The organism is Blautia sp. KLE_1732_HM_1032 (assembly GCF_025147905.1).
Lineage (GTDB): Bacteria > Bacillota > Clostridia > Lachnospirales > Lachnospiraceae > Blautia_A > Blautia_A fusiformis.
The window spans coordinates 2,979,783-3,005,716 of the sequence record NZ_CP102266.1; the positions used below are offsets into that span (position 1 = coordinate 2,979,783).

The 25,934-nt window shown below is 44.0% G+C and carries 18 protein-coding genes; 5 read left to right on the top strand and 13 right to left on the bottom strand.

All coding sequences use genetic code 11. The features are described from left to right. Positions 1-54 precede the first annotated feature (54 nt). Positions 55-573, top strand: a complete 519-nt coding sequence (locus NQ489_RS14270) for a peptidylprolyl isomerase (RefSeq protein WP_021651510.1) — start codon at positions 55-57, stop codon at positions 571-573. Positions 574-677: 104 nt separating this feature from the next. Here the strand turns inward: NQ489_RS14270 and NQ489_RS14275 are convergent, their stop codons facing one another. Continuing rightward, positions 678-1,334 (bottom strand): YigZ family protein, encoded by a 657-nt coding sequence (locus tag NQ489_RS14275; protein WP_021651511.1) that lies wholly within the window; start codon positions 1,332-1,334, stop codon positions 678-680. Between the two features lie 178 nt (positions 1,335-1,512). Between NQ489_RS14275 and NQ489_RS14280 the strand changes: the two genes are divergently transcribed. Beyond that, a complete protein-coding gene (locus NQ489_RS14280) occupies positions 1,513-4,149 on the top strand; it encodes a transglycosylase domain-containing protein (RefSeq protein ID WP_044961533.1) in 2,637 nt (878 codons plus the stop codon). Positions 4,150-4,326: 177 nt separating this feature from the next. Here the strand turns inward: NQ489_RS14280 and NQ489_RS14285 are convergent, their stop codons facing one another. The 4 genes from NQ489_RS14285 to ftsH form a co-directional block, all read right to left on the bottom strand. Further along, positions 4,327-5,262, bottom strand: a complete 936-nt coding sequence (locus NQ489_RS14285) for an ROK family glucokinase (RefSeq protein ID WP_021651514.1) — start codon at positions 5,260-5,262, stop codon at positions 4,327-4,329. Positions 5,263-5,275: 13 nt separating this feature from the next. Then, entirely contained in the window at positions 5,276-6,223 is a 948-nt protein-coding gene (hprK, locus tag NQ489_RS14290) for an HPr(Ser) kinase/phosphatase (protein ID WP_021651515.1), read from the bottom strand. Between the two features lie 110 nt (positions 6,224-6,333). Beyond that, positions 6,334-8,181, bottom strand: coding sequence for an excinuclease ABC subunit UvrC (gene uvrC, locus NQ489_RS14295; RefSeq protein ID WP_021651516.1), 1,848 nt, complete (start codon positions 8,179-8,181; stop codon positions 6,334-6,336). Between the two features lie 72 nt (positions 8,182-8,253). After that, complete coding sequence (gene ftsH / locus NQ489_RS14300) at positions 8,254-10,392, bottom strand: ATP-dependent zinc metalloprotease FtsH (protein WP_021651517.1); 2,139 nt, start codon at positions 10,390-10,392, stop codon at positions 8,254-8,256. 175 nt (positions 10,393-10,567) lie between these two features. Here ftsH and NQ489_RS14305 point away from each other — a divergent pair, with 175 nt between their 5' ends. Beyond that, positions 10,568-12,052 carry a DUF1846 domain-containing protein gene (locus NQ489_RS14305; RefSeq protein WP_021651518.1) on the top strand — a complete coding sequence of 495 codons (1,485 nt, stop codon included), beginning with the start codon at positions 10,568-10,570 and terminating at the stop codon, positions 12,050-12,052. A 110-nt stretch (positions 12,053-12,162) separates the two neighbouring features. Here the strand turns inward: NQ489_RS14305 and NQ489_RS14310 are convergent, their stop codons facing one another. The 4 genes from NQ489_RS14310 to NQ489_RS14325 are packed head-to-tail and all read right to left on the bottom strand — an operon-like array spanning position 12,163 to position 16,080. Then, positions 12,163-13,011 (bottom strand): MBL fold metallo-hydrolase, encoded by an 849-nt coding sequence (locus NQ489_RS14310; RefSeq protein ID WP_021651519.1) that lies wholly within the window; start codon positions 13,009-13,011, stop codon positions 12,163-12,165. Between the two features lie 13 nt (positions 13,012-13,024). Continuing rightward, entirely contained in the window at positions 13,025-13,843 is an 819-nt protein-coding gene (locus tag NQ489_RS14315) for a carbohydrate ABC transporter permease (RefSeq protein WP_021651520.1), read from the bottom strand. Beyond that, a complete protein-coding gene (locus tag NQ489_RS14320; protein WP_021651521.1) occupies positions 13,843-14,730 on the bottom strand; it encodes a carbohydrate ABC transporter permease in 888 nt (295 codons plus the stop codon). The genes NQ489_RS14315 and NQ489_RS14320 overlap by 1 nt, the downstream gene beginning before the upstream one ends. Positions 14,731-14,790: 60 nt before the next feature. Further along, positions 14,791-16,080: an ABC transporter substrate-binding protein gene (locus NQ489_RS14325; RefSeq protein ID WP_021651522.1), complete on the bottom strand. Its 1,290-nt coding sequence runs from the start codon at positions 16,078-16,080 to the stop codon at positions 14,791-14,793. 156 nt (positions 16,081-16,236) lie between these two features. Between NQ489_RS14325 and NQ489_RS14330 the strand changes: the two genes are divergently transcribed. After that, positions 16,237-17,982, top strand: a complete 1,746-nt coding sequence (locus NQ489_RS14330) for a sensor histidine kinase (RefSeq protein ID WP_044961534.1) — start codon at positions 16,237-16,239, stop codon at positions 17,980-17,982. After that, a complete protein-coding gene (locus tag NQ489_RS14335) occupies positions 17,979-19,550 on the top strand; it encodes a response regulator transcription factor (protein ID WP_021651524.1) in 1,572 nt (523 codons plus the stop codon). Before NQ489_RS14330 ends, NQ489_RS14335 begins: the two co-directional genes overlap by 4 nt. Here NQ489_RS14335 and NQ489_RS14340 read toward each other — a convergent pair. The 4 genes from NQ489_RS14340 to NQ489_RS14355 all read right to left on the bottom strand — a co-directional run bounded on the left by NQ489_RS14340 (position 19,544) and on the right by NQ489_RS14355 (position 25,914). After that, positions 19,544-22,828, bottom strand: coding sequence for an AAA family ATPase (locus NQ489_RS14340; RefSeq protein WP_021651525.1), 3,285 nt, complete (start codon positions 22,826-22,828; stop codon positions 19,544-19,546). The two genes, NQ489_RS14335 and NQ489_RS14340, sit on opposite strands and share 7 nt — an antisense overlap. After that, entirely contained in the window at positions 22,828-23,973 is a 1,146-nt protein-coding gene (locus NQ489_RS14345) for an exonuclease SbcCD subunit D (protein WP_021651526.1), read from the bottom strand. Before NQ489_RS14345 ends, NQ489_RS14340 begins: the two co-directional genes overlap by 1 nt. A 191-nt stretch (positions 23,974-24,164) precedes the next feature. After that, the gene (locus tag NQ489_RS14350) at positions 24,165-25,328 is read right to left on the bottom strand and encodes an RNA-guided endonuclease InsQ/TnpB family protein (protein ID WP_044961535.1); all 1,164 of its coding nucleotides are present in this window, start codon (positions 25,326-25,328) and stop codon (positions 24,165-24,167) included. Further along, entirely contained in the window at positions 25,258-25,914 is a 657-nt protein-coding gene (locus tag NQ489_RS14355; protein WP_173740174.1) for an IS607 family transposase, read from the bottom strand. Before NQ489_RS14355 ends, NQ489_RS14350 begins: the two co-directional genes overlap by 71 nt. Between the last annotated feature and the right edge of the window lie 20 nt (positions 25,915-25,934).

Genomic DNA, 25,934 nt, shown 5'->3' on the forward strand with positions numbered 1-25,934 from the left:
TATAATAGAGCGAACAGCGAAATACAATACTTTTTGAAAAGGAGTGCGAAAACTATGGCAAATCCTATCGTTACCATCACAATGGATAATGGCGATGTAATGAAAGCGGAATTATATCCGGAAGTTGCCCCGAACACAGTAAATAACTTCATCAGCCTTGTAAAAAAAGGCTTTTATGACGGCCTGATCTTCCACCGTGTCATCAACGGCTTTATGATCCAGGGCGGATGCCCGGACGGAACCGGTATGGGTGGCCCGGGATACAGCATCAAGGGTGAGTTCTCCCAGAACCGTTTCAAAAACGACCTGAAGCATACACCAGGTGTTCTCTCCATGGCAAGAGCCATGAATCCGAACTCTGCCGGAAGCCAGTTCTTTATCATGCACAAGGCTGCTCCGCATCTTGACGGAAGCTATGCTGCATTCGGTCAGATCATTGAGGGCATGGATGTTGTAAATGCTATCGCAGAGACAGACACGGACTACAGTGACCGTCCTCTTGACGAGCAGAAGATCAGCTCCATGACTGTTGATACCTTTGGTGTGGATTATCCGGAACCGGAGAAATGCTAACAGGAATAATTTTCTGAAATAAAAAAGCCCCGCGAAGAGCAGACTGTAACACAGATCATCTGCCCTCTTCCCGGGGTATTTTTATACTGACATTCTCTTTTCTTTTACTTTTCGAAGGTCCTCACTTCTCCGTTTACTTTCGCAAAATACAGTTCTGCATCCTTCTCAAGTCCGGCTCTTCCGTTTGTTCCTTCTGTGATCGCCTTCTTCACCTCTTCGACCTGCTCATCCGGCACAAGAAGCTTCAAGACAACCTTGTCGGTATATTCGGAATCCAGGATCGGCAAACTTCTTTCTCCTGCGATATACTGGATCTTTCCGATCCCTGTATAATCCGTCGTCACCTGAAGAGAGATCCCATGATGCTTCTCAATGACGGTACTTGCCGCCAGTCCTGCCTGGACTGCACCGGAATATGCCCGCACAAGCCCTCCTGTCCCAAGAAGGACACCTCCAAAATATCTGGTCACCACAATGGCCGCATTATAGATCCCGGCTCCCAGAAGCACATCCAGCATAGGCCTTCCGGCTGTTCCGGATGGTTCTCCGTCATCACTGCAGCGGGTGGCTTCCCGGTTCATCCCTACGGAATATACATAGCAGTTATGACGTGCATCCCAGTATTTTTTTTTCATTTCTTCGATAAAGGCAAGGGCCTCTTCTTCTGTTTCCACAGGACGGACGGTTGCGATGAAACGGGATTTTTTTTCCACAAGTTCGCCTTCGCCGCCTTCGTATATGGTTTTATAATGTTCCAGCATGGTTTACGCCTCCGTTATCTATATCCAACCCTCTGTTTCAGGCAGAGTTTTCTTTATTGTATAATAATTATCTTCATTGCACAATGTATAAGATATCATGAATTGTGAAATTTTTTTTAAGGCTTTATTTGGCATCTCATATTTGTTATAATGAAACGGATTATAAAGGAGGAATATTATGAACTACGGAAAAAGATCCACTTCTAAGAAGCGGAATGCTCTGATCTCCCGTACTTCCATGCTGGAAAAAAGAGCACATGTTTCGTTTATCCGGGTTTTATTTACAGCTCTGATCGCAGTCTGCGTCATGGTTGTCTGCCTTGGTATCGGCTCCTTCCGGGGCGTGATCGCCGGAGCACCTGACGTCAACGATGTGGATATTTCACCTCTCGGATATGCAACCTTCCTGTATGATGACCAGGGAACACAGATCCGACAGCTTTCAGCCCCTACATCCAACCGTCTTCCGGTCTCCCTGGACCAGATCCCGGTCAGTCTGCAGCATGCAGTGGTAGCCATTGAGGATGAGCGTTTTTATGAACATAACGGTATTGATGTCCGCGGTATCGCACGTGCCGGAATGAAGGCGATCACCACCGGTAACTTTTCCGAGGGTGCCAGTACCATCACACAGCAGCTTCTGAAGAATAATGTTTTCACTGACTGGACCAACGAATCCACACAGCTGGAACGTTTCACACGTAAGTTCCAGGAACAGTACCTTGCTGTACAGATTGAAAAAAAATATGACAAAAATGTGATTCTTGAGAATTACCTGAATACCATTAACCTGGGTGCAGGTTCCTACGGTGTACAGGCCGCTTCCAAAAAATACTTTAACAAAGACGTATGGGATCTGAATCTTTCTGAATGTGCCACCCTTGCCGGCATCACACAGAACCCTACCAAATTCAATCCGATCACCAATCCAAAAGCAAACTCCAAGAGACGTAAGGAAGTCCTGGATCACATGCTGGATCAGAATTACATCTCACAGGATGAATATAATGCAGCACTGAATGATGACGTTTATTCCCGTATCCAGGCCGCACAGCTTGAGAACACCGAAGAAGAAAGTACCGTTTACACGTATTTCGAAGATGAGGTTACCAATCAGGTCATCAGCGACCTGATGAACATTAAAGGATATACCAAGACACAGGCTACCAATCTTCTTTACAGCGGTGGTCTGAAGATTATGACAACCCTGGATTCCAACATGCAGCAGATCCTTGATGAGGAATATGCAAACCCTGATAACTATCCGGCCAATGTTCAGTATGAACTGGATTATGCACTGACTGTACAAAGCCCGGATGGAAAACAGACAAACTACAGCAAAGAAATGCTGCAGCTGTATTTCCGTGATCAGGATCCGGAATTTGATCTTCTCTTTGATTCTCCTGAAGAAGGTCAGCAGTATGTGGATCAATACAAGGCTAACATCCTGGCAGACGGAAGCACCGTAGTATCTGAGCGTGTAAACTTTGCGCCACAGCCACAGTCTTCCATGACTGTCATTGACCAGCATACCGGTTACGTAAAAGCCCTGATCGGAGGCCGTGGTGAAAAAACAGCCAGCCTGACTCTGAACCGTGCCACTGATACGACCAGACAGCCTGGTTCTACCTTTAAGATCGTTTCCACCTATGCACCGGCGCTGAACGAAAAAGGCGATACCCTTGCTACAACCTTTATGGATGAGCCTTACGAATACCCGGACGGATCTCCTGTCAACAACGCCTCAAGAAGCTACGGCGGCGAGACCACCATCCGCAAAGCGATCCAGAATTCTATCAACGTTGTAGCTGTTAAATGCCTGGAGCAGGTTACCCCGGCTCTCGGCCTTAAATATCTGGATGATTTCGGTTTCACCACACTAGCTCACGGAACTGAGGCAGATAAAGATGCCAACGGAAATATCTGGAGTGACGCCAACCTGGCTACTGCTCTTGGCGGTATCACCAAAGGTGTCAAGAACGTGGAACTTTGTGCTGCATATGCAGCCATTGCTAATGGCGGGAACTATATCAAACCGATCTATTATACACAGATCCTTGATCATGACGGAAATGTTCTGATCGAGAACTCCTCCGTTTCCAGATCTGTGATCAAAGACAGTACCGCTTATCTTCTTACAAGCGCCATGGAAGACGTTGTAAAAAAAGGTACCGGTACCGCCTGCCAGCTGGACAATATGACTGTAGCCGGAAAAACAGGTACTACAGAGGACTACAATGACCTGTGGTTTGTAGGCTACACACCGTACTACACCTGTGCAGTATGGTCCGGCTATGACAACAACGAAAAAATTCCGGAAGATGCCCGTAACTTCCACAAAAACCTCTGGAAAAAGGTTATGACCCGTATCCATGAGGGCCTGGAGGACAGAGATTTCGATATGCCTTCCAGTGTGGAAAAAGCCAGTGTCTGCGCAGAAACCGGTCTTCTTCCCAGATCCGGATGCCCGACTATCACAGAGTATTTTGATATCTCCAGTCTTCCCACCGAATACTGTGATCAGCATTTCTACGGCAGCAGCGATTACGATGAAGAGGACTATTATTATAACGAAGATACGGACGCCGATACCGATGCAGCAGCTGAAGCGATTCCAAGCGCAGCTCCGGACAGTACTGACAGCACCGACACTGACAATACTGACAATTCCGATGACGGTTCCGATAATACCGGTGATGATACTGACAATTCCGGAACAGACGACAACACCGGTGGTGATGACGGCAGCTATGATAACAGCAATGATACCGGTGGCTATGACACCGGCGAAGATCCAGTAGAATATTATGAATGATCTCCATTATAGGTATCTTTCATAAACAACATATAAAAAAAGTGGTTTCCTGAAATATGGAAACCACTTTTTTTACTTTTAATAACTTCTTACTGTCTCGCAGTTTATCAGTTCAGGCAAGTCCCACCCACCGCTTATTACTTTTCGCAATTGAAGCAGGGGACTTCCCTGGTTCGGTTAAAGTACCATCTTGGCTGCACCGTAGATTCCTGCATCATTGCCAAGTGTCGCTATCACGATAGGAGTATCCTTGCAGGATTCAAAAGCATACTCTCTGTAATATTTCCGGATACAGTCAATAAGCGGCTGTCCGGCCTTGGAAACTCCTCCGCCGATAACAATGGTCTCCGGATCTGTCACACAGCAAATAATGGCAAGAGCACCACCCAGCTGCTCTCCGACCTTTTCCATGGTTGCTACAGCTACCGGATCATTCTCCTTAAATGCGTCCAGAACTGCTTTTGCTGAAATCTCTTCGGCATCTCTGAGAACACTGTTCTCACCGGAAGCTGCAAGCTCTTTTTTTGCCATGCGGACAATTCCGGTCGCAGAAGCATACTGTTCCAGACAGCCCCTGTTTCCGCAGTTGCAGGATTCTGTTTCATGATGATCCACATTGGCATGTCCGATCTCACCGCCAGCTCCGTGATGTCCGGTCACGATCTTTCCATCAACAATGATACCACCGCCTACACCTGTTCCAAGTGTGACCATGATCACATCGGAGGAGCCTGCTGCAGCACCCTTCCATGCCTCTCCCAATGCCGCTACATTGGCGTCATTTCCAGCTTCCGCATGAAGACCTGTAAGTTCTTCCATCTCTCCCACAACGTTCTTATATCCCCAGAAGAGATTTACTGCACGTGATACTTCGCCTTTGGAGTTTACCGGTCCCGGAACACCGATCCCGACGCCTTCCACCTCCTCTTTGGAGATACCCTTTTCTTCCATCTTGGCATTTACTGCTGCTGCCACATCAGGAAGGATCTGATCTCCATTGTTTTCTTTACGGGTTGGAATCTCCCATTTCTCAACAAGAGTACCATCCGTACGGAAAAGTCCGCATTTTACAGTTGTTCCACCTACATCGATTCCAAAACAATATGTTCCCATTTCTTACCCTCTCTTATTCTTCGTCATCCGGATTTTCTCTTTTTTTCGCAAGATTTGCCTGTACACGCTTGTACAGAGCCTCTGCCGCATTGTATCCCATCTTCTTCTGTCTGTGATTGACAGCCGCTGCCTCAACGATGATCGCCAGGTTACGGCCCGGACGGATCGGAAGAGAATGGCATACTACCTTATTTCCAAGGTACTCTGTATACTCCTCATGCAGTCCAAGACGATCGTATTCCTTGTCTCTGTCCCACTCCTCAAGCTTGATCACGAGATCGATAGACTGGGTATCCTTAACGCTCTCAACACCGAACAGTGTTTTTACATCGATGATACCGATACCACGAAGTTCGATAAAGTGACGTGTGATATCCGGCGCAGATCCCACCAGTGTTACGTCACTGACCTTACGGATCTCAACAACATCATCACTGACAAGACGATGACCTCTCTTGATCAGCTCCAGGGCTGCCTCACTCTTACCGATACCGCTCTCACCTGTGATCAGGATTCCCTCGCCGTAAACATCAACCAGCACACCATGAATAGAAATACATGGTGCAAGCTGCACGCCCAGCCAACGGATGATCTCTGCCATAAAACTGGAAGTTGTTCTTTCTGTCACGAATGTCGGAACATTATATTTAACAGCCAGATCGATCATGTCCTGAGACGGACGAGTCATGGTACTGAAAATAACACATGGGATCTTGCTGGAAATGAAACGTTCATATTTAAAACGTCTCTCCTCCTCATTAAGCTGCATCAGATACGTATACTCTACATATCCGATGATCTGAACTCGTTCATTGGCAAAATGCTCCAGATATCCGGTAAGCTGAAGCGCAGGTCTGTTGATCTCCGCAGTCTTGATCACGATGCCTGACAGGTCGATCTCCGGAGTCAGATTATTAAGCTCCAGTTCCTGTACCATCTTTGTCAACTGTACACCCTTCATACTTTTGTCTCCTTTTCGCTGAAAGTTTGCATTCTCACTGCCGTTTTACCGAGGCGTGAGACACCTTATTTTTAATTATACACAATCACTGCTGAAACTGCAATGCAGCATCAGGATTTATGAAAAAATTCATAGACCTGACGGGCGCTTCTGGCATTCATGCTCTCTGTCTGTGCCAGTTCTTTCTCCGATGCATCCCGGATATTTTCCACAGATTTAAATTTACGCAGAAGGGCTTTCCTCCTGGTATCACCGATCCCCGGGATATCATCCAGGATAGAATGGACCTGTTCCCTGCTCCTGAGGGAACGATGGTATTCAATGGCAAACCGATGGGCTTCATCCTGGATCCTGGTGATCAGACGGAAGCCTTCGCCGGATGTGTCAATAGGAATCTCCACATTGTTGAAATACAGGCCTCTCGTCCGATGATGATCATCCTTGACCATACCGCAGACCGGGATGCTTATCCCAAGCTCATTCAACACCTTCAGAGCGATATTTACCTGCCCTCTTCCACCATCCATCAGGATCAGATCCGGAAGCCTTGCAAAGCTGTCAAATTCTCCGTTACTCTCATGAGTGAACCTTCGGGTCAGAACCTCTTCCATGCTGGCATAATCGTTGGGTCCCTGTACCCATTTGATCTTGAACTTACGGTAATCACTGCGTTTGGGACGGCCTTTTTCATAAACTACCATGGATCCCACAGACTCAAAGCCACTGATATTGGAAATATCATAGGCTTCCATACGCACCACATTTTTCAAGCCCAGCCATTCTTCCACCTCATGAACAGCTCCGATAGTTCGTCCTTCCTCCCGCCTGATCCGTTCTCTGTCCTTGGCAAGTACCATACGGGCATTTTCCAGGGCAAGTTCTACCAGCTTTTCCTTGGTTCCCTTCTTCGGGACCCGGATGTGTACCTTCTGCTTTCTTCTTCCTGACAGCCACTCCTCGATGATATCTGCATCTTCGATCTCACTTTGCAGCATGATCTCAGATGGGATAAATGGCGTTCCCGCATAAAACTGTTTCAGAAAGCTGGAAAGGACCTTCGCCTTTGTATCACCTTTTGCCACACGGAGATAAAAATGATCTCTGCCGATCAGCCTGCCATCCCGGATAAAAAACACCTGGACAACCGCATCCTGATCCCTGAGGTCTTCACTGTCATCCATGGCTACTGCAATGATGTCTCTGTCTTCCTGCCCGTAGCCGGTGATCTTCTGCCGTTCCCCGATCTTCCGGATACTGCTGATCAGGTCCCGGTATTCCATAGCATCTTCGTAGCGCATTTCCTCCGAAGCTTTCTGCATTTTTTCCATCAGCTCACTAATGGCGTCCTGAAAATCTCCATTCAGAAATTTGATCACCTTATTGATATTCTTCCGGTATTCTTCCTGGCTGACATATCCCTGGCAGGGTGCCTTGCACTGCTTCATATGATAGTACAGACAGGGCCGGTCCTTTCCGGTATCTCTCGGAAGACTGCGGTTGCAGGAGCGTACCTGATACAGCTTCCGCACCAGTTCGATCACGTCCTTTACTGCTCCGCCGCTTGTATAGGGGCCAAAATATCTTGCCTTGTCCTTTTTCATTCTCCTGGCAAAAAGCACTCTCGGGTATGGCTCATGAACTGTCACCTTAATAAACGGATAGCTCTTGTCATCTTTGAGCATGGTATTATATTTCGGACGATGTTCCTTGATAAGATTACACTCCAGCACAAGGGCTTCCAGCTCCGAATCCGTAATAATGTACTCAAATCTGGTAATATGTGTAACCATCCGTTCAATCTTGGCACCTTTATTACGACTGCTCTGGAAATACTGGCGCACACGATTCTTAAGGCTTATGGCTTTTCCCACATAGATGATCTCGTCTTTCTCGCCATGCATGATATAAACTCCCGGTTTTGCCGGAAGCTTCTTTAATTCTTCCTCGATTATGAACATACTTTATTCTCCTGTTTTACTATTACAGTAATAAGAAAACCGGGATTTCTCCCGGTTTTCTTATGATCTGTTTTATGCCTGTGATCCCGGCTTTTCTTCTGTTTCTGCATGATCGCTATCTGTTGTCTGAGCAGATTCTTCTGTTTTCTCCGGTGCCTGCATATCCTCTGTCAGTTCCTGTCCGGATATCTCCGGTCTGAACTGAACCGATTCTGTACTTTTTGCAGCCTCGTTATTTTCCGCGATCATTTCAATATCCTGTTTATTGGACACTTCTTTTTCATCCTCGGAAAGTACCAGATCATCCAGATTCTCCGGGATATCCAGGCCCTGCTGAACTGCACGGAGGATCTTCATGAACTCTTTACCTGTAATGGTTTCCTTGCGGATCAGATATTCTGCGATCTTATCCATCTCTGTTCTGTGACTTCCAAGGATCCTCTTGGCTTCCTCATAGGAATGGTGGAGAAGCTTCATCACCTCATGATCGATCTCTGTTGCGGTATCATCACCACAGTTTAAAACTGCTCTTCCGCTGAGATACTGGTTCTCCTGTGTGGCAAGTCCCATCAGTCCGAACTTCTCAGACATACCATACTGTGTGATCATGGCTCTGGCCACCTTGGTAGCCTGCTCAATATCATTGGCAGCACCTGTAGTGACCGTGTCAAAAACGATCTCCTCTGCAGCACGTCCGCCAAGATAGCCTACCAGCATAGCTTCCAGCTCTTTCTTGGTGTTGAGATATTTTTCTTCCTCAGGTACCTGCATAACATAACCCAGTGCTCCCATGGTACGGGGTACGATGGTGATCTTCTGTACAGGCTCCGCATCCTTCTGGAGTGCATTTACCAGTGCGTGTCCGACTTCATGGTAGGATACGATCCGGCGTTCCTGTTTGCTTAAGATACGGTCTTTCTTCTCTTTTCCCACCAGAACTACCTCTACGGATTCCTCCAGGTCCTTCTGTGATACAGCTTTACGTCCCTTCTTGACTGCAAGGATCGCAGCCTCATTGATCATATTGGCAAGATCAGAGCCTACCGCACCGGAAGTTGCAAGTGCAATAGCTTCAAAATCAACGGTGTCATCCAGAAGTACGTTCTTGGCATGTACCTTCAGGATATCCACCCTTCCTTTAAGATCCGGTCTGTCAACGATCACACGTCTGTCAAAACGTCCCGGACGGAGAAGAGCCGGATCAAGAACCTCCGGTCTGTTGGTCGCAGCAAGGATCAGAAGTCCCTTGGATGTATCAAAGCCATCCATCTCCGCAAGCAGCTGGTTCAATGTCTGCTCACGCTCATCATTTCCGCCGCCATAGCGGGAATCACGGCTTTTACCAATGGCATCGATCTCATCGATAAATACGATACATGGAGCATTCTTCTTGGCTTCCTCGAAAAGGTCACGGACACGTGAGGCACCCACGCCCACAAACATCTCCACAAATTCCGAGCCGGAAAGAGAGAAGAACGGTACCTGCGCTTCACCTGCAACTGCCTTGGCAAGTAATGTCTTACCGGTTCCCGGAGGGCCTACAAGAAGTGCGCCCTTAGGCAGCTTGGCTCCGATGGCTGTGTATTTTCCGGGGTTGTGAAGAAAATCCACAACTTCCTGGAGAGATTCCTTGGCTTCATCCTGACCTGCCACATCCTTAAAGGAAACGCCCGTTTCCTGCTGCACATATGCCTTGGCTTTGCTCTTGCCTACGCCCATGCCCATGATCCCGCCGCCTTTGTTCATGCGGCGCATGGAGAACATCAGAAGTCCGAACAGAAGCAGTGTCGGCAGAACCACGCTCAGGATCATTGCAACAAATTCACCAAAAACATCCGGCGGATCGGTCTCAAACTTGATTCCCTTTCCTTCCAGTCTCTTGGTAAGTGCTGTACTGTCTTCGGTCTTCGTGGTGTAATAGCTCATATCCTCGTACTTGGAATTTTTTTTCTTGGGTACGATCGTCAATGTACTGGACTGGATCGTTACTTCCTTAACCTGGTCCTTATCCACCATATCGATAAATTTATCATAGGAGATCTCACTGCTGTTATCCTTCAGCATATTGGTAAACAACGCGAAGCACACCAGTGTGACCAGGAGGCATATCAGAAAAGCCAGAATCGACTGATGATTTTTACCTGATCCCTGCCTGGGATCTTTGTTGTCAGGTCGCTTCCCGTCCTGATCATTATTCAGTTGATTATTCATTTTTTTCCTCCTCTTGTCATTTCTTTATTATAAAGAGAAAAACCATATAAATCAACTGCGAGATTACAAAAATACCATCGAAAAAACACCGCATTGGATATTGCCAGTGAACGTAAAGTTGTAGTATACTGTTCCCAGTGAATTGGAAAATTAAAGAGGAGAGGAAATCAGACAAATGAAAATAGGTTTTGATAATGACAAATATCTGAAAATGCAGTCAGAACACATCCGTGAAAGAATCGGTCAGTTCGGCAACAAGCTTTATCTTGAATTCGGCGGCAAACTGTTTGACGACTACCATGCATCCCGTGTTCTTCCGGGTTTTGAACCGGACAGCAAGCTCCGCATGCTGATGCAGCTTTCTGATCAGGCGGAGATCGTTATTGTTATCAGTGCCAATGACATTGACAAGAATAAAATACGTGGCGATCTTGGGATCACCTATGACGAAGATGTACTCCGTCTTATGGATGAGTTTTCAAGCCGTGGCCTGTATGTGGGAAGCGTATGCATCACACAGTACTCCGGCCAGGAAAGTGCCGATCTCTTCAAAAAACGTCTGGAGAAACTGGGAATCCGTGTCTACAAGCTTTACCTGATCCCCGGCTATCCAAGCAACACTTCCTTTATTGTAAGTGACGAGGGTTATGGAAAGAATGATTATATTGAAACTACCAGACCTCTGGTCGTGATCACAGCACCAGGACCAGGAAGTGGAAAGATGGCAACCTGCCTTTCCCAGCTTTACCACGAATACAAACGAGGAGTAAAAGCCGGCTATGCAAAATTTGAGACCTTCCCGATCTGGAACCTTCCTCTGAAACATCCGGTAAACCTTGCCTACGAAGCTGCCACTGCGGATCTGAACGATGTCAACATGATCGACCCGTTCCATCTGGAGGCTTACGGCAAAACTACCGTCAACTACAACCGTGACGTAGAAGTTTTCCCTGTTGTACAGGCCATGTTTGAGAAGATCATGGGCAGCTGCCCTTATAAATCTCCGACAGATATGGGTGTCAACATGGCAGGTAACTGCATCGTTGACGATGAAGTATGCCAGGAGGCTTCCCGCCAGGAGATCATCCGCCGTTATTATAAGAGCATGAACGCTCTGGTTTCCGGCTCCGGCACAGAGAATGAGGTACGTAAGATCGAGCTTCTTCTCCAGCAGGCTCATGCAGAGATCACTGACCGTAAGGTTGTTCCGGCTGCCCTCGAAAAAGAAAAAGCAACCAATGGCCCTGCCGCCGCTCTGGAACTTCCTGACGGAAAGATCGTATGCGGAAAAACCTCCGATCTTCTCGGCGCATCCGCTGCGCTTCTTCTCAATGCCCTGAAAGAGCTGGCAGGAATCGATCACGAGCTTCATGTAATCTCTCCGGATGCCATCCATCCGATCCAGCAGCTGAAGACCAAATATCTGGGAAGCAAGAATCCACGTCTTCACATTGATGAGATCCTGATCGCCCTTTCCATGAGTGCCGCAACCAGCGATGCCGCACGCCTTGCCCTGGAACAGATCCCGAATCTCCGTGGATGCCAGGCTCATACTTCCGTAATGCTTTCCGATGTGGATGTGATCAGCTTCCGTAAGCTTGGTGTTGAGCTTACCTGCGAAGCCAAGGCTGAGAAAAAGAAAGAATATCAGAAAGTCTGATCTTATAAACACCAAAATCCCCTGTGCCGGATCTACGTACAAACGCCGAACCGTACAGGGGATTTTTTTGAGGGAATCTATAATCAATCAACTTGCCGATATTTTCCTATTTAATTCATCCTATCTTTCTGATAGACAATACCACCTGTTGTAAATTTCACAACACTTCCGTTTTCGACCATATGAAAATAAGGTTCACCTTTCTGTTCTCCTGAAAATATTTTCTCAATTCCGTCACAATATATATTTATAATTTCCGGAGATAACGCATACTTTTTATAACAGTCTTTTTCTTTTTCGCAGACATGAGCAGGAAAAACGCTGCTTACTTTTTTTCTGATTTTCTTCAATTTTAAAAGGCTTTCATAGTATACACGCAAAGAAGCAGATGGGGCAAGCGGACTTTTTCCAGGATTCAAATGTCCCCACACTTCCCAGGTGAGCATGATATCTCCTGTAAAAAGCCATCCTTTCTTCTCCTCAAACAATGCAATACACCCCAGGGTATGACTGGGAACTTCCAGAACTTTAAGTTTTTTATCTCCCAGATCAAAGATATCCCCATCCCTGACTGTACAGATTTTTCTTGCCGGTCCGGGATTCCACATTTCAAACGAAAATCCCTCTTTTTCAGGAATTTCAAAGAACATGAGCTCAGACATTTCTCTCAGCTCCTGGTCTACGATCTGATGGGAAAAAGGTTCGTCATACCTTCCCACACATACTTCTTCAAATTGATAATTTCCTGAATTATGATCCACATGAGCATGAGTATTTACAACAATCAGAGATTTTTCTCCACAAAGTTTCAAAACTTCTTCTTTTAAATCGGTAAGTCCCAGTCCCGTATCCAGAAGAAGAGCTCTTTCTGTTCCATTTATCACATACATAACCGTCTTATCTATTTCATTGATCGCCCACAGATCTTTTTCCAACGGAATGATCCTGAATAACTGCATCTTTATTCCTCCTTTATTTTACAGCTCCCATTGTCAGTCCGCTTGTAATATATTTTTGTGCACAGATGTAAAGGATAATTGTGGGAATAATACACAAGGTAAGTCCTGCAATAAACAGATTCCACTGTGTGCTGGTAGCACTTCTGAACATGAAAAGATTTACCGTCAGCGGTCTCAGTTCACTGTCTCCAATGAGAATACTGGGAAGCAGAAAGTCATTCCAGGACCACATAAAAAACAATACACCAATGGTAACCGTTGCTGGTTTAACAAGTGGAAATACGATCTGCGTCATAATTCGAAAAACTCCACATCCATCTATTGCGGCTGCTTCTTCCAGCTCCCGAGGTACATTTTTCAAAAATCCCGTAAACGTCAGAATTCCAAACGCACAGAAGAATCCAATATCAAGAATGATAATTCCTCCAAGGGAATTGGTAAGATTGGTATTTGTAGCAAGTACAGAAATAGGAATCATAACTGCATGAAACGGCACGATCTGTCCGAAAACAAAATACAGATACAGATTCTGTGAGATTTTCCCACGAAGATGTGAGATTCCGAAAGCACCGGCAAACGATACGAACAGCCCTCCCAGCATAGCTCCCAATGTAATCACAACAGAATTTTTTAATGCAACTAAAAAATTCATGCTTTCCATGGCATTTTTAAAATTATCAAGATATAAAGACTTTGGTAATGCCAGAAAATCAGCCGCAATTTCCGGACTTGTTTTAATTGAATTCATAACGATCCACAATACCGGTAAAATAAAAATAAAGCCTAATATAAACATTGCTGCGGTACCTGCAATTTTCTTTTTCCATGTCATTATGACTGCACCTCTCTTTTTCTAGTAATATTAAGCTGAATCAAGGAAATTGCTGCTATGATCAAAAACAGGATCACCGATTTCGCACAGCCATACCCCATATTAAAAGTTCCAAATGCGTCATCATAAATATTCATGGCGATCGTCTGTGTTGTTTTTGAAGGTCCGCCGCCGGTTAAAGCGTAGTTAATATCAAATGCTTTAAATGCATTTGCAATAGATACAAACAGATTGATCGTAATCGTTGGCATCAGAAGCGGAAGCTGGATTTTTATAATACGATTCAGTCCCACACATCCGTCAATGCATGCCGCTTCCATCACATCAAGAGGAATCGACTGCAAACCTGTGATGTAAAGGATCATCAAAAATCCCAGGCCCTGCCACACGGTAACCACTGATACCGCCGCAAATGCTGCCGTTGAACTCCCGAACCAGCTAAACCCTGTTACTGCTTCCGAATGTAAAAGTTCTCCAATTATTGGCGTTACTTTCTGAAAAATAAATGTCCACGCCAGGGCGATCATAACTCCACTGATAATATTCGGAATAAAAAAGAACGCCCGGATCACTGGCTTACCGAAAATATGTGTATTCAACGCCAGAGCTATAAAAAAAGCCAGTACATTGGTCAGAACAATCGTAACCACTGCAAGTTTAAACGTCAAAAACATAGATTGTATAAAATCTCTATCATGAACCAAATCGACAAAGTTTTTTATTCCGATCCAGTTATGCGTTCCTTTGATCAGATTCCAACTGAAAAACGAATTCGGGATCGTTCCAAAAATTAACGGTCCTGCCAGCGCAAAAGTATAAATACACAGTGCCGGCAGCACAAGAAGGAAATAATATTTTTTCTGTTTTCTGTATAAAATGTCCGACATGTTTCCTACCCCCGTATATAGCAGGCGGACTTTTAAAAGTCCGCCTGTTTTCCTGTGTGTTTATTCTTCTGCAAGCTTTTTAAATCCTTCATCAAGAGCATCCAGTGTCTGATCTTCATCGGTTATTCCTGCAAAATATCCCTGAACATCATCGCCCAGAACATCGCTTGCTCCGCTTGGAAGCTGATTCCACAAAGTACTTCTGACCTTTCCTGCATCCATATACGCTTTCAGATCTTTATAATAATCCTTACTTGCAATTTCATCATCTGCTTCAATGTCCATGCAAGCCATAAAGCCGCCGTAGCTGTTGGTCACTGTTTTCAGCCAGTCCCCGCCATCTCCGATATAATCAAGCACTTCCAGGGCTTCATCCAAGTGTTCCCCGTTTGCGTTGGCCACGATCGCATCTGTTGCACATGCCACAACTTCTGCATCATCTGCGTTATCACTTACTGGAACTGCAAAAAATCCGATGGGAAGATCCTGTGTTACACTTCCTACAGAAATCGTTGCCGCATCTGAAAGAAAGATCATTGCTGCTTCCTGGTTTGCAAATGCATAAAATCCTGTGGCCGCATCCGAATCCATATAATTCTGTCCGGAATTTTCTTTCATAAGATCCATAAAATCAAAAACTCTGTCTACGCCATCCACCTTAAAGCTCCCTTCTCCCTTATTCATGGAATCCAGCCAGCTGTCGATCTTATCTTTTCCACCAAGTACTCCTCCGAATAAGGAGCAGAATTCCTGACTTACTGTCCAGTTATCTTTATAAATAGCGGTAAATGGTGTAATATTCGCAGCCTGAAGTTTTTCACAAACTGCTTTCATCTCATCAAAAGTTTCCGGCACTTTTTCAATTCCTGCTTTTTTAAAAAGATCTTTATTATAAAGTACACCCCACCATTCATACATCTGTGGAAATCCCCACACTTTGCCATCATAAGTAACTGCTTCTTTTGCATTGTCATAAAGTTTGTCCACAAACTCATGATCGCTTACGTCTGCCAGCAGCCCGTTCTGTGCAAAATCATATACCTGGGAATAAGAACTTACTTCAAAAAGATCCGGCAGATCTTTTGCCGCTGTCTTTGCTCCAAGATACTGGTTATAATCTCCGGACTGCATCTCCACAGATAATTTTATATTATCATGAGTCTGATTAAACCCTTCCGCTGCTTTATTGTAAATATCCGCAGCTCCGGAAGTCCACACTGCCATCTTGATCTCAACTACATCGTCTGCATTTTTCAGATTGCTTTTTGCGTAAACCGGCATCACTGTTCCAACAAGCCCCATTGCCATGAGCGCTGCCATTGCGCACGCTGTCACCTTTCTTCTCTTCATTTGTAAACCCTCCGTTCTTTTTTGATGAACTCATTATATTATAATTTTTAATATCAAAACAGTGCACACTTCTTGACATTATGTGTCACTTTTCATAATATGTATTGGTTTTTTTCACTCATCATTATATAATAATGCCAAAAGGAGGGGTAAGAATTGTTTTCTATTACTGCAAAATTTAAAGAACACTCTATAAAATTTCGAATTCTTGTCATCGTTCTTCCAGTTGTGATCCTCAGTTATATCATTTTGTTATCTTCTTTTTATATGATTTATGTAAAAGAATCCCGTAACAATATTCTTCTGGAACATGAAAAGAATACTCTGTCTATCGCCAAAAATACAGCCAGTTATTTTTCCTCACTGAACTCCAACATTGATCTGTTGCTTTACGGAACAGAAATTCAGTCTCTGATCCATTCCTATGCAGATAAAAAGCTCAGTCCGGAAAAAGTTCAGTCCCAGTGTAACACCCTTTTCTCCACATATCTTTTAGGTGCTCAGTCTAAAATTCAACGGGTTTATATTGTTCTGACCGATAATGGGATCATTTCCAATCAGACTATTTATAATTCCACCCTGGAACAACAGGAGCAAAAACTGGAGCAGCTCAGTGAGTATCTAAAACAACCAAAGGGAACTCTCTGTTATTACTATTCTCCAAAGGAACCTTATACCATCACTGCTGCCAAAAATATTTTTGACATTCAGAAACCGGAAAAGAAGATCGGTATTTTACTGACTGAGATCAATATCCGGTTTATGGAGAATATGATCACGGAGCATCAGGATTCTGAATATAGTTATTATTCCCTTTTTCAAAATAGTGACCTGGTATATACAACTTCCCCCTATGCCCCACCCGTCACAGCAAGCATGAATATGAATTATCACTCCCACAGGGGGAATAGTAATTTTTATGCCATCCGCTATTCTGTAAACGATTTCTTACAAATCGGAGGGCTTCTCAACACAACCGGCGCATTTCATTCGATCAATCGTGTATGGCGTCAGCTACTGGTTATTTCCATATTTTTTCTCTTGATACTGGTTTTCGCTGTTATTCAGATTTCAAGAACCATATCCCAGGAATTTCAGGTTTTTATCACTAAGTTAAAACAAACTTCTGTTGCCGATGAAACCGCCCTGATCCACACAGTTTCCAGCAACGAATTTTCTGAGCTGACAAAGGAATACAACCATATGCTCCTGCGCCTTCAGGAATCCGGAAAGAAAATCACGGAACAGCAGATTCTTCTGAAAAACGCAGAGCTGAAAACGCTTCAGGCACAGATCAACCCACATTTTCTTTACAATACCCTGGACTGTATCTCAAGCCTGGCATCTCTTGGAAAAACAGCGCAAATCACAGATATCGTTCCAAAACTGGCTGATATCATGCGAATGAGCATCAAAGGCCCTGATCTTCTTCCTATTTCAGAAGATCTTAATTACGTAAGAGAATATTTGGATATTCAGAAAATGCGTTTCCAGGATCGGCTTCTTTTTCTGATCGAATGTAACGATCCCATGGAAGATCTGTATATCCCAAAACTGATCATACAGCCGGTCGTTGAAAACGCTATCATACATGGTATCAGTGAATCTGTGGAAAATGGCTTTCTTTCTATTCAATTATTTACTTTTAAAGACGATGTACTGATCAAAGTCTATAACACCGGCCCCCTGTTTTCTCACCAGGTAATTGAAAAGATTCACTCTGTATCACAAACTTCTTTTTCCGACCAGAAAAGCATTGGGCTTATAAATATTCAGATGCGGCTACGGTCCCAATTCGGAAATTCCTATGGACTGCTTCTTGAAAATATGGAAGACCGTACTTCTGTATGTGTTACGATCCGTATTCCACAAATACATCAAAGGGAGGACCTGACAAAATGAAAATTCTGATCGTTGATGATGAAAAGATCATCCTGGAAAAACTTAAAATGTATATTTCACAGATTTTTACAGAAAAAGAGAATATTTTTACTTCTGACAATGCAGCAAAAGCACTGGAGATCATATCCTCTCAGCAACCAGATATCATTCTTACGGATATCCGTATGCCAGGAAAAGACGGCCTGTATATTTCTTCTTTCGTGCATAATAATTTTCCAGATAAGATCGTAATACTGATTACCGGTTTTTCTGATTTCAAGTATGCACAGACAGCGATTAAAAACCATGTTTTCGATTATATCCTAAAACCAGTAGACGAAAACGTCCTGAAAGAATCCGTATTGAAAGCTATACATACTATCACCGAACGGAAAAATCAGGCGATCATGCGCAAAAAATATGAATCCTATCTAAAAGAAAATATCAGAAATCTTCAAAAAGATTTTTTTGAACGGTTACTTTTCAGGAACACCACTTCCCTTTCTTCTTCTTTTCATGAAGAAGTCACCATGCTCCGCCTGGATCATATTAAAAGCTATTACCTTTTATACTGCAAATGTTCTACAACAGTTTCAAAAGATCTGGAAAAAGAATATTACTTTACGCATATCGCCGAACATTATCTTCAGGAACAGATTCCGGGAGCTCTTATTTTTTCTTATGGAAACGCTTTGTATTCCTTATGTCCGGACATTGATGAAAAACAACTTACAAAAATAACTAATTTCATACATGGGGAACTAAAAAAGAATCACGTTCTCATGTCCGCAGCCATCAGCAGTCACTCTGAGAATCTGTCTGAAATTCCCCTGCTTCGAAGCCAGACTGTAGAAATTTTTAATACCCTGAAAAATTCCAGTCATTTTGTCATGCTCTACCGTGATCTGGAAACCAACCCCGTTGCTGTCATGTATGAAAAATCCAACTATTTTCAGGTTCTTCTCAATTCCCTGTCTTCCGGTGACAAAACAATGATTCAAAAGCATTTTGATGAGATCTCCCAGTTTTTCACCCGGCAAACTCCTGATGAGTTCAACAGTTTCATGTATAGTTTTATGACTCTTTTTCTTTCTTTTTTTCAGTCAGCTTCCACGGAACTGTCAGATTCGGTACGTCAGATCACCAAAACACAGAAAGAGCTTTTTTCAACCTCCTCACTTCCGGAAAAAAAGACTGAAATATTTCAGGACTGGATGTTTCAGATTGCAGGCCTTCTGAATACTGATAAAATTAATAAAAACAACTACCTGACCAGTCAGCTGATTGAATATATCCGCGCAAATTATGAAAAACCTCTGAGCCTATACAGTATCGCCGATGAATTTAACCGAAGTACTCCTTATATCAGCAGACTGATCAAACAGACAACCGGCAAAAATTTTACGGATCTTCTTACCGATCTGCGTATCCAGAAAGCTAAAGAATTGCTGAAAACTTCTTCCTATCACGTAAATGAGATATCCCACATGGTAGGATATCCCAATTTTCGTTACTTCAGCCGTATTTTCAAGCAGCAAACTGGTATGACTCCCAATGATTATCGGAAGATTTCCTGCCGTTTTCACTGAATTTTTATACTGCTTCCCACACCATCCCCACCACATTTTTTGGTGACGATGATCTTATTTTCGATCCGTTCCTTCAGTTCTGACACATGTGAGATAATTCCTACCAGACGTTTTCCGTCGGCCAGACTTGTCAGGGCTTTCAGGGCCTGTTCCAGGGATTCCTCATCCAAGGATCCGAAACCTTCATCTACAAACATGGAATCCAGCCGGATTCCCCCTGCGCAGGCCTGGATCTCATCAGACAGGCCCAGTGCAAGGGACAGAGATGCCTGGAAGGATTCCCCACCGGACAATGTCTTTACACTTCGTTCTGTTCCGTTATAGTGATCTATGACATTCAGATCGAGACCTGCTTTTTCTTTCTGATTTTTGCTCTGCTCCTGGCGTTTCAGTTCGTACTGACCGCTACTCATGGTCATAAGACGGAGATTGGCTCTTCGCAGGATCCGGTCAAAATATGCCATCTGGATATAAGTTTCCAGCTCGATCTTTGCCTTTCCGTTCAGTTTTCCATTGGCTGTATCCGAAAGATTTTTCATCCAGACATATTCTTTTTCCGCCGCAGTCATTTCCGTCTGACGTACCTGCACTTTCTGATATATTTCCTCATTTCCCTTCTGAACAGAAAAAAGTGCTTTTCGTTTTTCCGAAAGCTGTGTTTTCTCTTCCCTAAAACGGCTGTACTGCTCTCTGAGCGCATCCTCATCTACTTCTCCGATTTCTTTTTTCTGCTCCTCAAAGTTTTTTACAACCGCTGTTATTCTTTCCTTTTCCGCCCGGATCTCCTGTAATTTCTGTTGAGCTCTTCTGCTGCTTTCTTTCAGCTCTTCATACAGCTTCCTCTGTGTTTTTATTTCCTGTTCCAGAGATTCTTTTCCACCTTCTCCGATCTCTTCGTTCAGCTCATCCACTTTCTGTGCTTTGTTCTTCCTCTCTGTTTCCAGACGTACGATGTCCTGTGCAGCTTCATTGATAACTCTTCCCAGTTCTTTCAGAGTCTTTTCTCTTTCTATGATCAGCTTCTCAAGATCCTGTTTCTGTTTTGCTTCTTTTTCCTTTCCCTGAACTTTTTCTGACAGGCAGCTGAGCATATCCTGTATCTGTCTTTCAAATCCTGCAGCTGTGTTGTCCGTCACTTCTCCATTTCCTGCCACCAGACTTTTCTGAATCAGTTTTCGGATCTCTTCTGCTGTTATCTGCTGCTGCTTTTTGTTTTCCACGTCTCTTGTCTGAAGACCGGCCTGTTTTCTGTCACATTGATTTTTCTCTTCCTGTAACTGAACGATCTCTGTTTCCAGCTTTTCGATCCACGTTTCTGTTTCGTTCTTCTTTTTTTTACGTTCTATTGCTATGCGAATCTCTTCCTCGCTATCTGCCAGCTGCTTTTCACATTGGTCCTGTTTTTCTTTCAGCAAAGGGATCAGCTTTTTCCATTCCGTCTCATGTAAAAGCTCTTGTGCCTCCCTCTGGATCTGATGCCATAATGTTTTCTGGCGTTCTTTTCGTTTTCCTGCTTCCACACTCTGCGTATTTGCGTCATTCTCCAGTCTGTCCAGTTTTTGTTTCTCTCTGTCCAGGATTTCCTGATCCACAACCTGTCCTTTGGGAAGTATTCCCGGACGCGGATGCTCGAAAGAACCACATACCGGGCATGGGCAGCCCTCTTTCAGTTCCTGCGCCAGGAGCCCTGCCTGCGCGTCCAGAAAACTCTGAAACAGTTTCTGGTAAACTTCTCTCTGCTTTTGTACTTTTTCAATGGAAATCTTATATTTTTCCTGCTGCTCTTTCGTGGCATTATAAGCCCCTTGAAACTCCTTAACCAGAGCAATCAGTCCTTCTAATTCTTTCTTTTTCCGAAGCCCTTCTGTCTTTTTCGTCTCTGCCTTCTGAAGTTCCAGCTCCGCGCTGTCCAACAGCGCCTTGTCTTTCTTTTGCTGCTCCAGCTCTTCCTTCTGCTGCGTTTCTTTCCGGATGATTTCTTCCTGCCATCCATCTATCTGTTTCTGTTCTTTTTTGATCTCTTCTTCCGTCAGCAGACAGCTGTCATAGCTTCGTTTTTCACTGTCCAGTTTATCGTACTCAAACTTGTATTTTTGTAGTTCTTCTCCTGCATCTGCCAGTATTGAAAGGCGTTTTTTTTCTTCCTCATCTTTTTTCTGCAAAAGCTGCTCTTCGGAAATATCCTTCTCTTTTTTTTCACTGACTGTTTCAAGCTTTCCTTCGATTGTTTCCAGCTCTTTTTTCAGCTTTTCCAGCTCCTGATATTTTTTCAGCTTTTCTTCTTTTTCACGGATCCTGATTCCAAGCTCTTCACATCTGTGATCTGCATCTTTATATTTTTCCGCCTCTTCTACTGCAAGCTGTAGAAGTGGTGTTAATTCTTCCAGATCTTTTTCCGCTTTTTTCTTTTTCAGCTCCAGATTTCGTTTCTGAGCCACAAGATTTTGTGCCTCTTCTGCTTTTCGTATATCCTGATTAAGCGAGTCTTCTTTTTCCCGGAGCTCTTTTTCCTGTGCTTCACCATATTCCAGAAACTGCTTCAGAAGTTCCAGACTCCGCTCCAGTTTTCCCTCGAATTTTATCTTTTTCAGTTCATCAAATTCCTCTGCCTCCTGCCATGAAGCAGTCTCCGTTTTCACTCCATCCAAATACTGGGCAATACTGCGGCGCATTTCATCATATTCCTTATATCTGGCTATTGACGCATCCTTAAGTTTCATCTGAATCTGCTGATAAAGTCCTGTGTGAAAGAGCTGTCGGAAGATCTCTCCTCTCTGTGTAGTTCCTGCCAGAAGTAATTTCTGGAAATCCCCTTGGGCGATCATTGCGATCTGTGTGAACTGATTATAACTCAGTCCCAGAAGCTGTTCCACTGCCGCAGTAACATCTTTTGCCTTTGTCACCGGCTGACGTTCATCCGGATAGATCAGCTGTGCTTCAGCTTTTCTAAGAGTCTGTCCGGTGCCTCTTTTTTTCGGAGCCATATATTCCGCACTCCGGCGCACGTGATAATTTTTCCCCTGATAGGAAAAAACAAGCTCCACAAAGGTCTCTGTGGAAGGCTCTGCATATTTGCTCCGAAACATGGCCGGATCTCTTACCTCTCCACTGGCTCTTCCATATAACGCAAAGGTGATCGCATCAAAGATCGTGGTTTTTCCCGCTCCGGTGTCACCGGTGATCAGGTAGAGACCTCCCTCTCCAAGCTTTGAAAAATCAATCTCTGTTTTGTCCGCATAGGGCCCGAAGGCACTGATGGTCAGTTTTTCCGGTCTCATTATTTCACCTCCTGGATCTTACGGATCAGGTCTTCGGAATATTTCCGCTGTTCTTCATTCATGGGCTGGTTATTCTGCAGTTCAAAAAATTCCTCAAAATATTCCAGCTCAGATTTCCTTTTCACCGTTTCTGTGCCTGCGATCTCCTGGTTTTCTCTTGTACGTCGGTTATCATATTCCAGCCTCATCAGATTCGGATAAATAGTACGGAGCTTCTGCATTCCATCTACGATATCTTCTTCATCTGTCAGCGTGATCTGCACATAATCCTCTGTGTTTGTGTCCTGATAACCGGACAGTGATGTGATTTCCATGTATGTGCCCTTTAGTTTTCGCATATCCCGTAGAGGCTTCAGCGGAATCTCCCTGATCTTGAGATTTCCTTTTTCCAGAAGCTCCACAACTGTCGCGGATTTCTGCTGTCCTGCCTCGGAAAAAGAATATTTCAAAGGAGTTCCGCAGTAGCGGATGTGCTCGCTTCCCACATTCTGAGGACTGTGGATATGACCAAGTGCCACATAGTCAAAATCCCGGAACACATCTGCCTCCACCTGGTCGATACCTCCAACGGAAATCTCTTCAGAATCGCAGCGCATTGCACCGACCACAAACTGATGGGCGATCAGTACATTGCGATGACGTTTATCAATCTCCATATGTGCAACTGCCGCCTGCACGGCCTCCTGGTAGGTACGGATCTCATCCACCTCTTCTTCTCCTTCCAGCCCGTGCCTCACAGTTGCCGGACGCACAAATGGAAGCAGATGGATCCACACTTCTCCATAGCTGTCCGTTAAACAGTACTTTTCTGTTTTTCCATCGTATACCGGGGTCATGCAGATCCCACTGCTACTCATGATCTGTGAACCGAAAGCGATCCTTTCCGCACTGTCATGATTTCCGCTGATGGCATACACCGGAATCTTCCTTTCTGCCAACTGCGTAAGAAACCGGTCAAAAAGCTGCACGGCTTCCGCAGACGGAACCGGTCTGTCATAAAGATCCCCCGCAAGAAGAACCCCGTCCGGTGCTTCTTTATCAATGATCCTCAGGATTTCATTCAAAATATATTTCTGATCTTCGATCATGGAAAACTCATTGACACGTTTTCCCAGGTGAAGATCTGATAAATGGATCAGTTTCATCGATCACCTGCCACTCAAAATGTGATTAAACATACTCACATCGAGATAATGCGGATTCTCACGAATACCGCTTACTGTTTCTTTGTGTATGCTTTTGAGTAACCGGAGTTATCTCTACTCACAGATCCTAAGTACACTCCACAGTCGTTAATTCCCGAAATAGCCTTCGGTACATACTTACGTTTGCGGGATCATGCAACTTCGTAAGTCTCTGCATCTCTCAGATTCAGTGCTGCATTGAGATCTCTGTCCTCAATATATCCACATGTGCATCTGTAGATCCTGTCTGAAAGTTTCAGATCTTTTTTAATACAGCTGCAGCAGTGGCAGATCCTGGAAGATGGATACCATCGGTCAACTACCCTCAGTTCGATTCCATATTCAGCACATTTTATTTTCAATTTTGTCCGGAATTCATAGAATTTCTGGGACGCAACTGCTTTTGAGAGATGCCGGTTCTTCATCATCCCGGATATGTTCAGATCCTCAATCGTTATATGAGACGGCTTGGTTTTCACTATCTCAGATATTACCTTGTTGATATGATCTGTACGGATATTTTCTATCCGATGATGAAGTTTCTGTACTTTAAGCTTTTGTTTGCATATATTTGCTCTTTGAGTGGACTCTCCTTTCTTTAAGTTCTCATATTTACGGGAAAGCTTTCGCTGTGCCCGTCTTAATTGTTTCTCAAGTTTTCTGATCCGTGCTGTTTTATTGATATTTCTGTATACAGTTCCATTTGACACAACCGCAAAGTCTTTCAGCCCCAGATCGATTCCGATCCCATCAGTGAAATTTCCATCTGCTTCCGGAGCAGGTATATCGACAAGTGCAGACACATAATATCTGCCTGCTTTCATGGAAACTGCCCCGCTTCGGATCACATATCCATCCTTAGAGGCCGGAATGTAACCTTTTTCTTTCAGCCTTACCCAGCCAAGTGTTGGGATCTTGATCCTGTGACGTTCACAGAGACAGTCTTTGGGATTATTCTTTACAAAATACATTTTTACATCAGATCTTCCTTTTTTCTTATATCTCGGGAAACTACTCTGATGATGAAAAAATCTTGAAAAAGCGGTACAGGCATTTTCGATTGTATTCTTTACCGATTTGGAACTGACTTCTCTGATCCAGAAATATTCCGGATGCCCTGGAAGGTATTCATTGTTCAGCCATACACTGAACGACTTGCCGCTCATAAATCTTTCACCGGCATCATAACGTTCTTTATTATGAAACAGGTAGAAATTATAAATATATCTGCATGTGCCGATTGTCTTATGTATTTTGATCTTCTGCTCTTCTGTAGGATCGATCTCTGTCTTGAAGCTCTTCAGCAATCTCCTCATCCTTTTCTATCTGTTTTTTATACTTACGAAGTCCATATAATCTACAGGAAAACACATGAAGGATGGAAATAATATCCTGTACAAGTTCTTCCTGTGGTGACAGTTCTTCATTGTTCACCACCAGTATCGTTGTGTGGAATCTCATGCAGAATCTTTCAAACCATTCGTATCCAAAACGGATAAATCTGTCTTTATGCGTGATCACTATGGTTTTGACCTTCTGCTCCATGACTTCGTCCAGTAATCCATTCCATTTCCTGCGGTTATAATCAAGTCCGCTTCCATAGTCTTCAATGCACTGGTCTACGATCATTCCTCTGGCATTACAGAACTGACGCAGAAATGCTGTCTGATTTTGAAGATCATCCCTTTGGTTTTTGGTAGATACTCTTGCATAAATAACAACTTTTCGTTTATCATGTTCTATATTTATACCTTTAAATTGAAGATACTGGTCATATGTGTAATAACGCCTGTCTGTTGGAGTTCGGTTTGCTTTTAAGATTCCCTCTCTGTCCCATCTCTGAAGCGTTTTTACAGAAACACCTAATAATTCAGCAAAATCTTTTGGTTTATAATTTGTGATATTTGATGTGTTCATAATAT